10 protein-coding genes are annotated in these 15,340 nt (G+C 42.3%); 3 read left to right on the forward strand and 7 right to left on the reverse strand.

The window, feature by feature from the left end; all coding sequences use genetic code 11:
* Window positions 1-20: 20 nt before the first annotated feature.
* Window positions 21-878, reverse strand: coding sequence for a helix-turn-helix transcriptional regulator (locus tag G7092_RS11240; RefSeq protein ID WP_166089229.1), 858 nt, complete (start codon window positions 876-878; stop codon window positions 21-23).
* A 422-nt stretch (window positions 879-1,300) separates the two neighbouring features.
* A complete protein-coding gene (locus G7092_RS11245) occupies window positions 1,301-2,731 on the reverse strand; it encodes a pyridoxal phosphate-dependent decarboxylase family protein (RefSeq protein WP_166089231.1) in 1,431 nt (476 codons plus the stop codon).
* A 95-nt stretch (window positions 2,732-2,826) separates the two neighbouring features.
* Here G7092_RS11245 and G7092_RS11250 point away from each other — a divergent pair, with 95 nt between their 5' ends.
* Window positions 2,827-3,705: a LysR substrate-binding domain-containing protein gene (locus G7092_RS11250; RefSeq protein ID WP_166089233.1), complete on the forward strand. Its 879-nt coding sequence runs from the start codon at window positions 2,827-2,829 to the stop codon at window positions 3,703-3,705.
* A 284-nt stretch (window positions 3,706-3,989) separates the two neighbouring features.
* Here the strand turns inward: G7092_RS11250 and G7092_RS11255 are convergent, their stop codons facing one another.
* Together G7092_RS11255 and G7092_RS11260 are read right to left on the reverse strand one after the other, a co-directional pair.
* Complete coding sequence (locus G7092_RS11255; protein WP_166089235.1) at window positions 3,990-5,153, reverse strand: TlpA disulfide reductase family protein; 1,164 nt, start codon at window positions 5,151-5,153, stop codon at window positions 3,990-3,992.
* 104 nt (window positions 5,154-5,257) lie between these two features.
* Complete coding sequence (locus G7092_RS11260; RefSeq protein ID WP_166089237.1) at window positions 5,258-6,088, reverse strand: energy transducer TonB; 831 nt, start codon at window positions 6,086-6,088, stop codon at window positions 5,258-5,260.
* 1,145 nt (window positions 6,089-7,233) lie between these two features.
* Between G7092_RS11260 and G7092_RS11265 the strand changes: the two genes are divergently transcribed.
* On the forward strand, window positions 7,234-8,541 hold the full coding sequence (locus G7092_RS11265; protein WP_166089239.1) for an ammonium transporter: 1,308 nt from the start codon (window positions 7,234-7,236) through the stop codon (window positions 8,539-8,541).
* Window positions 8,542-8,798: 257 nt separating this feature from the next.
* Here G7092_RS11265 and G7092_RS11270 read toward each other — a convergent pair whose 3' ends face one another.
* From G7092_RS11270 to G7092_RS11280, 3 genes are all read right to left on the reverse strand, one after another.
* Window positions 8,799-9,392 carry a DUF4468 domain-containing protein gene (locus G7092_RS11270; protein WP_166089242.1) on the reverse strand — a complete coding sequence of 198 codons (594 nt, stop codon included), beginning with the start codon at window positions 9,390-9,392 and terminating at the stop codon, window positions 8,799-8,801.
* A gap of 192 nt (window positions 9,393-9,584) precedes the next feature.
* A complete protein-coding gene (locus tag G7092_RS11275; protein WP_166089243.1) occupies window positions 9,585-10,622 on the reverse strand; it encodes a porin in 1,038 nt (345 codons plus the stop codon).
* 210 nt (window positions 10,623-10,832) lie between these two features.
* Window positions 10,833-12,455 carry an ammonium transporter gene (locus G7092_RS11280; protein WP_166089245.1) on the reverse strand — a complete coding sequence of 541 codons (1,623 nt, stop codon included), beginning with the start codon at window positions 12,453-12,455 and terminating at the stop codon, window positions 10,833-10,835.
* A 593-nt stretch (window positions 12,456-13,048) separates the two neighbouring features.
* Between G7092_RS11280 and G7092_RS11285 the strand changes: the two genes are divergently transcribed.
* On the forward strand, window positions 13,049-15,223 hold the full coding sequence (locus G7092_RS11285; protein ID WP_166089247.1) for a glutamine synthetase III family protein: 2,175 nt from the start codon (window positions 13,049-13,051) through the stop codon (window positions 15,221-15,223).
* The last annotated feature ends 117 nt before the right edge of the window (window positions 15,224-15,340 follow it).

Genomic DNA, 15,340 nt, shown 5'->3' on the forward strand with positions numbered 1-15,340 from the left:
TGTGAGGCTTTATTTGTTTGTTATGATAATATCTGTTGGTTACGCGCGCAACTGGGCGGAGCGCCAAACTTTTGCTTATACACTTTTGAAAAATGCGAAATATTCTCGAACCCGCTGCTATAAGCTATCGCGGATACCGGATGATTGGAGTTTTTGAGCTGATATGCCGCATATTCCAGCCGCCGGTTGATCTGCCATTTTACCGGTGTGGTATTAAAACGTTCGGTAAATTCCTTTTTAAAGGCGCTTACACTTCGCCCGGTCAGTTTAGCCATATCGGGTAAGGAAAGCTGCCGGTTAAAGTTTTGTTCCATAAAATAGGCCAGGTCAATTTTATTTTCGCTCACCAGGTGTTTTAAAAACGAAACAAAGGTTTTGGAGCTATCGTTCGACAAAATTTGAAGCAATACCTGGTGCGTAACAAATTTCACAATACAGCGTGAATAATCCTGCGGATGTGCAATATGCTGAATAGCCTGCGCAATGTTGGCTTTTATAAATTCGGATGTTTTAAAAACGAAGGGCGGCAGGTCATCAGTCAGTTTTTCCTGCCTGAATTCCGGCACATGACTTTCTATAAAGTAATCCACAAACTCATTTTCCATAAAAATGAGCATGCTGGTATAATCGTCAGATGGAAATATCTGATAATTCCCTCTCCTCCTGAATTGGATATCGCCTGCACCAAGATGCTGTACATGCCCGCCATACCAAACATCAATAGATCCGGTTAAAACCACCTCGAGGCAATGCATCGTTTGTAAGGTATCATCACAGCTGAAAGGCTGCTTTTTATCAATAACAATACCATACATATCACAAAAGCGCATCCTCATATGCACGTGATGTTCAAGCAGATCCTTTGGAATTTGTATCATCTTTAAAGATTATCCTACTAAGCTACGGACTGTGCGGCTATCTTTTTAGTTTTTGGACTAATTGTAACACAACGATGATAAAAGATGCGGGTAAAAAGAGAGCCCTCAGGGTCCCTTTCAGGAGACCCTGAGGGGACGAAATGATGATAAAAGGTCATTCCCAGATCCCCTCTTGAGAGGGGGCGCATGGGATGGTGTGGCAGCGGGGGTGTGTTCATGAAGCAGCAAAACACACCCCATACACCCCTCTCAAGAGGGGAATCGCACAAGCTCCCGCTTTTTTTGATCCCCCAACCTTTCTCTGCCGAAGCTGAGCGGCTGCCTGGGGCTGTCAGTCTGAGCCTGTCGAAGACTCGTGCGTAGAGGCCCCTGCCCACCATGCTTCGACGGGCTCAGCATGACAGCCATTTTTGATTCTAAAATTATCCCATCACTGCGTCACTCATCGCCAGATCTTCAATTACACTGAGCAATTGTTCCAGGTCGTCCGTTTGAGTAAGCGGGTTCATGAGCGTTATCCGCAGGTAAAACTCCTGTTTAATGGTGGTACCTACTATATAAAAGCGACCATCTTCTATCAAACGCTGCAGCACATCACGGTTCAGTTCGTTAGATTCGGCACCTGCTTTCAGTCGGAAACAAACAATATTACTTTGAGGTTCGCAGGCCAGCTCAAAATTTTCGTGCTGCTGTACCATACGGGCAAATTCTGCAGCCATGCCATACAATTTTTCAATATGCTGTTGGTACAATTGATCGCCATAAAGCCGCATAATGGTATAGGTATGTAAAATGGTCATAGGCTTGGTGCATTCAAAGGTTTGCTTGCCCGAGTTATACCATTCATCGGCCTGCTGATCCTGCCACAGATATTCGGCCTTTTGTAGGAAGGTTTTACCAGCCTGCCTGGCCGATTTAAATAACACGGCCGTTGATAAGGAGGGCGCCATCATCATTTTATGAAAATCAACCATTACAGAATCAGCCTTTTCGATCCCTTTGAGCAGATGGCTATAAACCGGTGAAAAAACAACCGGGGTGCCATGCGCACCATCTACATGAAACCAAATATTATGTTTTTGTGCAAATGAACCAATAGCATCCAGATCGTCGTAAGCTCCAATAGAAGTGGAACAGGCGCAGCCAACAATACAGAATACCTTTTTGCCTTTTGCCGCGGCCTCTTGATAATAATGCTCCAGCGTATCCGCACGCATCTGGAAACGGTTGTTAACCGGTATTTTGATGATATTTTCGGGAGGTAAGCCCATAATTCTTACGGCGCGTTCAATACTGTAATGTGCTTCTTCGGATACCATAATGGCTAACTGCCCGTACTCGGGCTTACCTAATACATTAGGCATAGCGGCGCGAGCAGCCAACAAGGCCGTCAAGTTACCCAAGGTACCGCCTGAAGTAACAATGCCCGATGCATCCTCGCCAAAACCAAATCTGGCAGCCATATGCGCAGTGACTACTTTTTCCATCGCATTACCGGCCATACCCATTTCATAAACAGCCATGCCGTTATTAAAAAAGGAAATCAATGCCGATGTTAAAGCCGTTACAGGCAAGGTTGTTGCTGTTTGGTGCCCGATATAACCGCGACTATGCAAATTAACCGACCGCGATATTACCGAACGGAAAAGCCCCTGAGGGTTATTAATTAAAGGCGAATTAAAATCGTTTTGCCAGTAAGCCAGCTGCTCTGCCGGGCTTTCCCAGTTGATGGTAGCTTTTTTTTGAGGGGCGGTATGCGCTTTTTCGAGCTCAGTAGCTAATAGCTCCACTAATTGGTGTGCCTCGCTCCGGAAAGTTTCGGGCTTAAATGCTTTGTTGATCAGATCTTCCATGGTGGTGGTGGTTTATTACTAAAGCAAAGGAAGTGTTTGCTACTAATAATAAAAAATACTTATATTTCATTAATTGATAACAAATTTGCATAAGTATGGATATTAATGTGCTCAAGAATTTCCTGGTACTGGCCGAAACATTGCATTTCACCAAATCATCTGATAAAGCATTTATTGCTCAACCTGCGCTGAGCCGGCAGATTAAACAGTTGGAAGAATCATTAAATGCGCAATTATTTAAGCGCGACAGGCGCAATGTGGAGCTTACGCCCGCCGGTAAATATTTTAAAACCGAAATGGAGCGACTGGTAAATCAGTTTGACCATGCAGCCAAACGTACTGCCCAACTGCATCAAGGCGAAGCCGGCGAGATCAGAATAGGTTATACTTATTCTGTTATGCAAAGTTTTTTACCGGGAATGATCAGGCATATCAATGAAATTTTGCCCGATATTCATACCGTATTGCTGGAGATAAACAATAAGCAACAAGCTATCGACCTGAAAAATAAAGAAATTGATATCGGCTTTTCTACCAACCCGGTTATTAGTGATGATTTAAAAAGCAAGGTATTACTGCGGGATAATTTCGCGGTGGTGCTGCCGCTCGATCACCCGGTGAGCCCGGAAAATTTCGAGGATTTATCTGTATTTGCCAATGACCGTTTTATTTTGCCGCCACGCTCTGAGGGATCATTGTATGTGGGCACTGTAGAATCTATTTTTATTGAAGCCGGTTTTTTACCCAACATTGTTCACAAAACGCCTTTTGCCAGTACTGGCATCCGCCTGGTTGAGGCTGGACTGGGCATTACTGTCGAACCTATGTCGAGCCTGCGCAACTATCCGGGCATTATTAAATACATTGAATTAAAAGATACCCTCCAAAAGGCCGAACTCACCATGCTCTGGCACCCCGAACTGGAAACAGACATGCCCCGGGTAATTGACCTGTTGATGAATTTTGGCATATAGGTGAGTGACTTTAAAAAATGAAGTGCAGGCCCAGTGCGATTCCCTCCCCACGGGAGGGGCAGGGAGGGGTTTATCCGTTATGTCTATCATAGAAACCCCTCCCTGCCACAACACCAGGCACCACACCCCTCCCGTGGGGAGGGAACTTAATTTACACAACAAAAAAGGGCAAACGAAAAATATTCGTTTGCCCACGGTGGTCATTTAACGATTTCTGTCCCCCCGGAGACGCTATACAACCACTTTATCTTGATTGCCTATGGCTATATACACCCATGGGCAACTTATGGTAACACTTCTGCTAGTTTTTTATTCATGGCCTCTTCATCACCCGATGCCAAAAGCACTTTTCCTTCTTTATCCAACAGCACATAAAAAGGGATAGTTGGGCTTGGAAATAACTCGCTCACTTTTCCTTTTGAATACTTCGAAGAACGTTCATCTATCACCTGCACCCATGGCATTTTTTCTTTATCCAAAGCGGGCAGCCAATTCTTCCAGGAATCGTCAATGGATACACTTACCATATTAAATCCTTTTGGATGGTATTTGGCATATACTTTTTTCCAGTTAGGGATGGCGGCTCTGCAAGGCACGCACCAGCTTGCCCAAAAATCTATCATGGTATATCCACCTCGTGTTGTGGAAAGCGTGAATTTTGTTTTATCCCTTTTTTCCAGCGTAAAATCGGGAGCAACGGTATTAGCTTCGTTATTTTTTAAATTTCCTGTCAGATCTGCCAGATCCTTATAATAGGCAGAAGCTTTTGCCGCACCTGAAAATTGAACAAGAACCGACTGTAAATAACCAGATGGGCTTCTGGATAATGCTTGCTCATAAAGCTCCTTAAATATAAAAATCCCAGCCACTGATGTGGGATATTGATGGATATAATTTTCGATCCATGCTTTTTGCTTTGGCCCCATCGCCTGGCGAACAGAATCCAATTTGGCACGTATAGCTGCAATATCCGATGCGCCGGTAGCCGCGTTAAGTTGCTTAAAAAGAGTTATGAAGTAAGTCGGGCCTGTTTCATCCTCATACCTGGCATAAACATCCCCCATCTTCGATCCTGTTTGTTTAATTTGCCATATCATCGGATAATCTTTGTTACCTTTACGCTGATGCATGGCCCCTGCGGTGTCTATTTCAAATGTCAGCAACGTATCCTCCACAATACCCCGAAATATCCAGTTCCCTGGAACAACCGTAAATGCCCTGATATTAGACGAGCCGGTTTTTCCCCGAAAAGTAAATTTCCCATTGGTAATAGTAGCACTATCTACCGCATTGAGCCCACCCCCAATAGCAAGCATACGCACTACACCCGAGTCTACACCTTTTATAGTGCCCTTAATCTGGAAGCCCTGTTTGTTATCCTGGGCATTGGCCCGCACAATAAACAATAATAAGAAAACGCCAATAGCTGTACCTGATAGTCTGGTCATATGATTTTATAAGGTTAATGTGGACAAAACACTTTTTGGCGTGTTCCCCCGGGCTCCGTCTACCAGCAGAACCCGGGTTAACACCTTGCCGAACTTGCATTTATCTATTGTTCACTTAGCTGAAAACTCATAGGGATATTGTACCGTACCCGCACCGGCTGACCGTTCTGGATACCAGGCTTCCAGGCTTTGGCCAGCTTGAGCACGCGCAGGGCTTCTTCATCAAACCCATACCCTGCGCCACGCTCAACTTTTATATTGGACAAAGAGCCGTCTTTCTCAATAATAAAACTCATGATCACCCTGCCTGATACGCCCTGCTCCTGGGCCACGCCCGGAAAACGAAGGTTCTTTTGCAAGAATTTAGCCCAGGCCGCCGCGCCACCTACTGGTTCGGGCATTACTTCAAGACCGCCATCCCCAATATTACGTACTTCATTATCAGCAGGCGCCGTGCCGGTGCCAGTCCCAGTTTCAGTTTTGGCAGTGACATTATCACCACCAGCCGGTCCTTTAATTGTTTCGGAACCTATAGCTCCATGAATATCTTTAATCACAGGAGGATCAACCGGAGGATCTGTTGGAACAATATGCGGAGTTGTAAATGCTGTTGTTTGTATGGGTGCAGCAGGTTTTACTGGAGCCGCAGGTTTTGCCGCAGGTTCAGCAGGTTTAGGCTTCGCTTCTACAGGAGGTTTCACCAAAGTTGGAGTGATATCCACCGGTATCATTTTAACCACTTCCTGAGGTTTTACCCTGAATACAAAACTTGCCACTACCAAAACAGCAACAGCAATAAAGCTAAGCCCAATGGCTTTGCTCATGGTGCGGCCATAATTCTTTCTCAGATCATAAGCACCGTACTCTTTGTTACGATGGTCAAATACAAGGTCGAGCCACTCGGCGTTGTACAAATCAAATTTGGCAATACTCATAATTTTCAGAATTAAATTTCTTATAAAACGAATATACATATATAATATTTTATAAAACAAGAATTATTTTAAAATAAATTTCATCGATAGTATAAGCCGCCAAATGCGGAGAGCTTTAAATTTTGCGCAAAAAGCCCATCTACTGAATTGGTTTAGCAATTGAAGACATTATTATTTATCCAAAAAATAATGTCATTTCGACGAGGAACGAGGAGAAATCCTTTACGTCAGGCTTTATAAATGAATTTATTGAGAAACTTTTCGACCATTAAGAGTAAAATCACAATATATATTCATTTATTGATTTTTATTTTGTAATTTTTAAACTAAAGTAACAATTTAAAATTATTTTAACTACATATTTATCACATAAACAAACAAAAAGTTAAAATATTTATAAAAAAAATGTATTTATTTTAATTTTTTACTACTTTTAAACATGATCAACAGGCTTTATCAATTTACTGCCTTATTTTTTTTCCTTTTTTTCGGATTTTCAGCGTCCGGACGGGATAGATCACACCATATTAACTATCAGGACGAAAAAAAAGCCTCTTTTAAGACAGCAAGTCCAAATCATCGTCCATCTAATTACGAATACAGCCTTAACAATGTACCTCTTCCGGTTATTAATGTACAGCAACATCGTGGAGCACATTCGCTGCAAGGCTTTTATCACAACCCTAATTTTTTCTCGATAGGGATAAAATACATCACTTTCACTTGCGGCCACGACACAAGTCAGCTGTCACGTTTCCGCAAACTCATCCTTTTTCCGTTTCACGCTTTTTGGTAGCAGAAAAAACAATGCTATCCCGGTGCCCTGATTAAGCATCCGGATCTTATTGTTTTTAAAAATTTAGTTTAATACCTCCGGCATTTTGATTGGATGCCGGGAGTTATTTAAGAATCAAGAGATAAGAATCAGGAATCAGGAATCAAGACAAAAAAAACAAAACAGTTGATCGTTAACCTCTTCGTTTGAATATTTATCCTTCAGATCAGGGACAACACCAAATTCATCACTGTTTTTCTTTTTGTCCTGATTCCTGGCTCTTAACATCCTGACTCCCAATACTGCCTGGTATTTTGATTGGTGCCAGGCAGTATTGATCAAACCTTACTAACACCCTAAAACCCGAAACATGAAAAAATTCATACCCTTTGGCGTACTTATCGTCGTAATTATATTGGCACTTGTATACCCCTCCGTTACCCTCACTACCATAAAAGACAGCAAAATTGATAGCGGCGATACCGCCTGGCTGTTAGTAAGCACCGCCCTTGTACTCATCATGACACCCGGTCTGGCCTTTTTTTACGGCGGCATGGTGAGCAAAAAAAACGTACTATCAACCATGCTGCAAAGCTTTGTTTGCATGGGTGTAATCACTGTTATATGGGTAATCTTCGGCTTTAGCTTGGCCTTCGGCGATTCGATCGGTGGCTTCATTGGCGATCCGCGCACCTTTTTTATGATGAAAGGCACACTGGGCAATGCCACCTGGAAATTGGCGCCAACCATACCGTTGGTATTATTCGCCATGTTCCAGTTAAAATTCGCGGTAATTACCCCTGCACTCATCACCGGAGCTTTTGCCGAGCGCATCCGCTTTAACTCCTATGTAATTTTCCTTTGCCTGTTCATGATATTTATATACGCCCCACTCGCCCACTCTACCTGGCACCCAGATGGATTCCTGTTTGGTAAAGGCGTATTGGATTTCGCTGGTGGCACGGTAGTACACATGTCGGCTGGCTGGGCTGCATTGGCTTCGGCCTTATACTTAAAACAACGCAACGATAAAGCACACGCGCCGGCCCGTATCAGCTACGTACTATTAGGTACCGGCTTATTGTGGTTTGGCTGGTTTGGCTTTAATGCCGGTTCAGCTTTAGGCTCTGGCACATTAGCCGCAACCGCTTTAGCTACCACAACCACCGCATCAGCTGCTGCTGCAATGGCCTGGATGTTTTTTGATATCCTGCGTGGTAAAAAACCTGGCGTTATGGGTGCTTGTATTGGCGCAGTTGTAGGCCTTGTTGCTATCACACCGGCAGCTGGCTTTGTAACCATCCCGCACTCTTTAATTATCGGTATAGTTGCCGCGGTAGTAAGTAACCTGGTGGTAATCTGGAGAACATCAACCAGCATTGATGATACCCTTGATGTATTTCCTTGCCATGGTGTAGGCGGCATGGTGGGCATGTTATTAACCGGCGTATTCGCGCATCAAAATGTAAACGCGGGCAATACTACCGGCAACGGTTTATATTATGGCGAAACCCATTTATTTTTCCTTCATCTCATTACATTGGTAGGTGTTTCCGCCTTCGCATTTTTTGGATCCCTGTTATTACTGAAGATCACAGACATGATCAGCACCTTACGCGTAACACCAGAACAAGAGTTGGCCGGTCTTGACGTAAGTCAGCACGACGAAGAGCTTTAAACTCCACCGTATTATTTATTAAACCAAACAACAAGAAAAAAACTAAAGCTGCATTTTTAAAGATGCAGCTTTTTTAATTATTGAATTATTGATTTAGTGAATTAGTGAGTTTTTTGTCTGAATCAGAATTTTCAGAATTAAAGAATTAACTCGGTTGAGGGCTGCGCCGTTTTCAGAATTTATCTAACTTGCTTACCAATTTTTCACATCTCACATCTCACATCTCACATCTCACATCTCACCATTCACCATTTAAACTACCACTCCTTCGTCGATATTTTATTGATTTTTTTCTGCTCTTTGGGCAAAGCCGATATTTTGAGCATATATGACCTTAATACCCCACCTACTTTGCGACTATTCTGCAATATACGGTTCAAAAACTCCGTAACATCACGCTTATCCAGCTTGTCTTTGGCTTTTTCCATGGGGATGGTAACGCCCGGCACAGGCTCATACACATTGTAACGATTGCGCTGATAGGGCACATATACAAAATCGGTAAACCAATAGCGATATTTATTATCCTTTACCTCCACCCGCAACGTATAGGTTATCTCGCCATCTTCATGAGTAGTTACAAATGATTTTTTCGACACCAGGAAACCACTGCTGCCTACCAGCACACCCTGCGCTTTATCGGTAGTTGATAGCTTTAGTTTATCTTTAGGATAGGCCGACTTAAAAAAATAGAACCCCCTGCTATACAAAGTATCGGCGCTCAGGCCTTCCTGGGTAACCGTTTGATAATAGATATACTTATCATTTTCATCAAAAGCCAGCGAATCTTTTTGAGCCGAAGCACTTTTCGCCAACAACACACAAGCAAACACTATCAGTATATTCTTCATTTTATAATTTATTAAGTTGAGTAAGGATTTGGGGATCAAGGAGCAAGGATTGAAAAAAATTAAAATCCGAGCAGACAAAAGTCCTTATTCCTTGCTCCAAAAACTCTTGTTCCAAAATCTTTATCCCCAAAGATAAAAGCCGTTCCGGTAATAGGAACGGCTTTTACGAAAAGATTTGAAATCTATTTTTTCTTAGAACGCGTAAACCGCTGCTAACACAAACTGCGAAGCCTTGTTTGTTGATACACCGCTGCTGTTAACAAAAGGCGCGTAGAATTTATCGCTCTTGTTGTCAAACCTCACCTCAGGTATCAGCGTTAGCGGGCCAGCCTTGATATTTGAAGTTACGGTGATCGCTTTTACATCACCGCCATCATTTTTCACTTTAAAGTACTCCCCTCTTAAACCAAAGCTTACAATTTTTGATACCGCTAACTGAGGATACAAGGCCACACCACTAAAGCCGCCACCATCATGTGGAGCAGAGAAAGTAGCACCGTTTAATCCTAATTTAAAGGCATCAGTTATTTGGTAAGCTGTGGTTAAATCAAACTCTGTTCCGGAATAAGAACCGGTTAACAAGTTCAGGTAAGCCGTCCAGCCTTTAACCGGGGTTACCACCAATTGAGCGCCAAAAGTTGATACATCGCCCGATGTTGTAGTAGTAGCCCCTACGGTTCTGTATGATGAGTAAGCATTCCAGTAGTTATTAAAAATACCAGCCATTAAACTTACTTTATCAGAAAAAGCATAAGTGGCTTTTAAACCTGCATTTTGGAACGGACCATTGGTAAACAGATACGAAGTGGAATAGTTATAGTTACCTGATGGCGCTATTACTTCATACCCAACAAATGTGGCCATATAACCCGCTGTTAAATTAAACTGATTGGTAACATCATATGAAACATACAGGTTTTGAATATGGTAATTAGGGTTTGGGATTGACTGATCATTTCGCGGACCAAAAGACAATTCGCCCACAAACGAAGCTTTGCCTACTTTTTTCTTCAACCCGAGATCAACCATACCTATCGAAACCGAATTCTGATCAGATGCGAAGCTGGTTGGTATATTGGCATGTTTAGAAAAATCATACTTATAATAAGCATCAACAGACCCGGTTATGGTCAATGGCGGATCTGCCGTTGCCGTTTTTGTGGTGTCTTGTGCTTTCACTGTAAAAGCCGCGATAGAAAAGAAACATAAAAGTAAAGCTGTTTTTTTCATGATAACGATTTAATTGTTAATAAAATTTGGTTTGTTAATTTTTTCGATATAAAATATTGATAATCAAACAATTAATACCATAAAGGACTTTTTATTGTCGGCATAAAAAATCCCTGTGCAGTTGGCGATGCCATTGCATTAAAGCCACACACCAACCACACAAGGTATTACAGGCCCCCGACCGGGGACCCACATTGTTATTTATTCGTCCTAAACTTCGGTAGTCGATTTAACCCCTTTGTCAAAAAGACCGCTTAAACTGATCTCTTCTTCTTGTTGAGGGTAAACCTCGATACCGTGATCAAACACATCGATACCGCCTAAACCTGCTTCGCCATGTTCTTCGATACGTAGTTTCCATGGATTTGGTAGTTTATTGATGATAAACATCATAACAAAGGTTACTACAAACACAGCTGCAGTAATAGCAAAGCTACCGATGGCCTGAGCTTTCAATACACCAAAACCACCACCATATAATAAACCGGTTACCGGTGCTGAATTATCGGCTCCTGTTGGGCCTGTAGCACCAAACTGACCTGATGCGAATAAGCCTAATGATAAAGTACCCCAGATACCGCAAAGACCGTGAACAGAAACTGCGCCAACCGGATCGTCGATACGGAACCACTCAATAATATAAACACCTGCAAATATCACGAAGCCGGCAACCGCACCTAATAAGATAGCACCAAAGGGACTAACCCAGTAGCATGGGCAGGTAATAGCAACCAAACCACCTAAAAAGCCATTGATGGTAAAGGCCAGATCGAACTTGCCTTTTGTCGGGCCCCACCAAAGGGCAGCCAGCATAGCGGCAAAACCACCGGCGCAAGCAGCAAGAGTAGTATTAGCAGCCACGCGACCAATACCCTGCATATCCATTGCAGACAGGGTTGATCCCGGGTTAAAGCCATACCAGCCAAACCATAATATAAAACCACCTACTGCAGCAACCAATAAGTTATGACCGGCAGGTAATCCGCCTTTTTCTTTATCGTCGCGGGCGAAAATCCTTCCTAAACGTGGGCCTAACACCATAGCACCGGCCAATGACGCCACACCACCAATAGTATGTACCACGGTTGAACCGGCAAAATCACGAAAAGGCTGACCTAATGTTGGCAGGAAACCACCTGTAGCTCCCATGGTAGCCAGGAAACCATCCGGACCCCAGGCCCAGTGACCAATTATTGGGTAAATAAAACCTGTAATACCTATACTGTATAAAATATCGCCACGGAAACTTGTACGACCAATCATGGCACCAGATACAATAGTTGAACAGGTATCAGCAAAAGCATACTGAAATATCCAGTGAGCCAAAAGCGGGATACCGGTTGCACCATAAGTAGCCGGAGTATTTTGTAAAAAGAACCAATTAGTAATGGTTTTGCCATCGGCGCCTAAACCACCCCAGCCAATAAAGCCATTACCGTTACCAAACATAAAGGCGTAACCTATTGCATAAAACAATAACCCGCACAGGCATGTATCAAAAATACACTCCATTAAAACGTTAACCGTTTCTCTTTTACGGGCAAAGCCAGCCTCAAGCATCACAAAACCTGCCTGCATACCAAAAACCAAAAAGGCAGCAACCAATGTCCACACCGTATTAACGGTATTGATGAGTGCTGTTTCATGAGCGGTATAAGTGTCGGCAGCGTGAGCAGATGAGCCTAATAAGCCAGGCAAACTGATCATGGCCACCAATACCAGCCCTAAACCAATCATTTTTCCTGTTAAAATGGTGGCTCCCAGCGCCCATTTTTCACGTGACAGTTGTCGGACTGCACTCAGGAGGTTGTGTTTTGTTGAACTTACTTTCATTTGTCTTTAATTTAGTTTGATTGTTTTTAAAAGTTTAATTTAGTTTGATTGTTTATATAATTAAGCTTGATTGTGGGTTAAATTTTACAAATTCATCAAATTCACTCAAAAATCCCCTCTTCTTCCCTTTAAATTATTGTTATTTTTATAAAAAACACAATAATTATGATGTTTCTGTAAATTATTTTCTGAAATTATGTAGTTATTTTAATAATAACAAATTTTTAACAAGAAAATAACGTTACAAAATACAATATTTATGAAAATTGTAAATCAAAACTAAAAATCAAGTCATATTTTGATGATTTTGAAATTTAATTCACTTAGAAATTGATATAAATTGTTTCAATGGAAAAAATTCAATCATTTTTTATAAAAAAGTCTGATTTTTTCATTTTTTAGAACAAAAAACAGGCAAAAAACTTTCAAAAGTTCAGTTTAAATCAAAATCAAGACATCAAAAGGGCATTTTTCAAAACATTCATCATTTTAGGATCATTAACTACTTACATCATATTTCCTTTAATTTTTGTGTATATTTTAAATGATAGTTCTATTTTTGAAAGTTGACCTTTATTTTAACCTCATATCTTATGTCTAACATCCGATTTAAAGCACTACAGGACGTTCTGAGCAGAACCATCCCGGAAGTGAAAGCTCCTTCTTCAAAAATTTCAGATTACTTTGGCGCCAACGTTTTCGATAAAAAGAAAATGAAGGAATATCTTTCTACAGAAGCTTACCAGGGTATCATTAACTCTATTGAAAAAGGAGAACCAATTCCGCGCGACCTGGCCGAGCAAATTGCTGCCGCCATGAAATCATGGGCATTGGGTAAAGGAGCAACACATTACACACACTGGTTTCAGCCCCTTACCGGTACCACTGCCGAAAAACACGATGCTTTTTTTGAACCTACCGCTGACGGTGGCGCTATTGAGCGTTTTTCGGGCGATGCCTTATCACAGCAAGAGCCGGATGCATCGAGCTTTCCTAGCGGCGGTATCCGCAATACATTCGAGGCCCGTGGTTATACCGCCTGGGATCCGTCATCACCTGCATTTTTGATGGCCCGTACCTTATGTATACCCACCGTATTTGTATCCTACACCGGCGAAGCCCTGGACTATAAAGTACCTTTATTAAAAGCGCTGAGCGTTTTAGATAAGGCCGCAGTTGATGTTTGCCATTATTTTGATAAGGGTATTGAAAAAGTAAATGCTTCATTAGGTATCGAACAGGAGTATTTCCTGGTTGATATTGCCTTATTTAATGCACGTCCAGATCTGTATTTAACCGGGCGTACATTGTTTGGCCATATATCGGCCAAAAACCAGCAGTTAGAAGATCACTATTTCGGGTCGATCCCGGAACGTGTATATGCTTATATGCAGGATATGGAAGCCGAGGCCTTATTATTAGGTATACCTTTAAAAACACGTCATAATGAGGTTGCGCCATCACAATTTGAGTGTGCACCTATTTATGAAGAAATAAACCTGGCCATTGATCACAATCAATTGCTAATGGACCTGATGGACCGTGTTGCCCGTCGTCATAACTTTAAAGTTCTGCTGCATGAAAAACCTTATGCCGGCATCAATGGCTCAGGCAAGCACAATAACTGGTCGTTGATCACCAACACAGGTAAAAATTTGTTGTCGCCAGGCAAAACGCCTAAGAATAACCTCATGTTCCTTACCTTCTTTGTCAATACCATCAAAGCGGTTTATGAACATGCCGATCTGTTAAGGGCATCTATCGCTTCGGTAAATAATGATCACCGTCTGGGTGCCAACGAGGCTCCACCGGCTATTATCTCTATTTTCCTGGGCAGCCAGTTGAATGATGTATTGGATGAAATAGAAACTTCAAGGATCAGCAAAAAGATCAAAGAAGATAACCTGCTATGGCAAGGCATCCCGAAGATTCCGCAGATATTGCCCGATAACACCGACCGTAACCGCACCTCGCCTTTTGCCTTTACCGGTAACAAGTTTGAGTTACGCGCCGTTGGTTCATCAGCAAACTCTGCCAGCCCGATGACGGTGCTGAACCTGATCGTTGCTGACCAGCTTAAAAAGTTCAAGTTTGACGTAGATAAGCTGATCAAAAAAGGTGAGAAAAAAGATGTGGCCCTGTTAATGGTGATCAAAAAATATATTAAAGAGTCGAAAAGCATCCGCTTTGAGGGTAATGGCTATAGTGATGCCTGGGAAAAAGAAGCAGAGGTAAGAGGTTTATCCAACATCAAAACCACGCCAAAAGCGCTGGATGCTATGTTATCTGAAAAAACCGATATCCTTTTTGCAGAAACCGGCATATTTACTCCGCGCGAAGCGCATGCCCGTCATGAAATTTTACTGGATGCCTTTTATAAGAAACTACAGATCGAGGCACGTGTTATTGGCGAGCTGGTACTGAATGTGATCATTCCATCGGCTATTGCCTACCAATCCAAACTCATCGAAAACGTAAAGGGCCTCAAAGACCTTGGTTTAAGCAACGACACTTACGCCGCCCAACTGGATATTATTACTAAAATATCTGAACATGTGAACTTTATTAAATCCAACGTGGAGCAAATGGTTAATGAGCGCAAAAAAGCCAATGTGATTGAAGACATACGCCAACGCGCCATTGATTATGACGAAAAGGTAAAATCATTCTTCCAACCGATACGTTACCATGTAGATAAACTGGAGCAGCTAATAGATGACACCTTGTGGCCACTGCCAAAATTTAGGGAGTTGCTGTTTATTAAATAAGCACTAATTGTTACGAATTAAAGCGAATTCCACTAATTTTTTGAAAGAGTCGGCTATGGCCGACTCTTTCTTTTTTAGCCCCTTCTTTCCGCACGTCATTGCGAGGCACGAAGCAAT

Source organism: Mucilaginibacter inviolabilis (genome assembly GCF_011089895.1).
GTDB lineage: Bacteria > Bacteroidota > Bacteroidia > Sphingobacteriales > Sphingobacteriaceae > Mucilaginibacter > Mucilaginibacter inviolabilis.

What these genes read in the sequence shown, in the direction of transcription:
- G7092_RS11240 (WP_166089229.1), bottom strand. Translation starts at nt 878, where the DNA reads ATGATACAAATTCCAAAGGATCTGCTTGAACATCACGTGCATATGAGG.
- G7092_RS11245 (WP_166089231.1), bottom strand. Translation starts at nt 2,731, where the DNA reads ATGGAAGATCTGATCAACAAAGCATTTAAGCCCGAAACTTTCCGGAGC.
- G7092_RS11250 (WP_166089233.1), top strand. Translation starts at nt 2,827, where the DNA reads ATGGATATTAATGTGCTCAAGAATTTCCTGGTACTGGCCGAAACATTG.
- G7092_RS11255 (WP_166089235.1), bottom strand. Translation starts at nt 5,153, where the DNA reads ATGACCAGACTATCAGGTACAGCTATTGGCGTTTTCTTATTATTGTTT.
- G7092_RS11260 (WP_166089237.1), bottom strand. Translation starts at nt 6,088, where the DNA reads ATGAGTATTGCCAAATTTGATTTGTACAACGCCGAGTGGCTCGACCTT.
- G7092_RS11265 (WP_166089239.1), top strand. Translation starts at nt 7,234, where the DNA reads ATGAAAAAATTCATACCCTTTGGCGTACTTATCGTCGTAATTATATTG.
- G7092_RS11270 (WP_166089242.1), bottom strand. Translation starts at nt 9,392, where the DNA reads ATGAAGAATATACTGATAGTGTTTGCTTGTGTGTTGTTGGCGAAAAGT.
- G7092_RS11275 (WP_166089243.1), bottom strand. Translation starts at nt 10,622, where the DNA reads ATGAAAAAAACAGCTTTACTTTTATGTTTCTTTTCTATCGCGGCTTTT.
- G7092_RS11280 (WP_166089245.1), bottom strand. Translation starts at nt 12,455, where the DNA reads ATGAAAGTAAGTTCAACAAAACACAACCTCCTGAGTGCAGTCCGACAA.
- G7092_RS11285 (WP_166089247.1), top strand. Translation starts at nt 13,049, where the DNA reads ATGTCTAACATCCGATTTAAAGCACTACAGGACGTTCTGAGCAGAACC.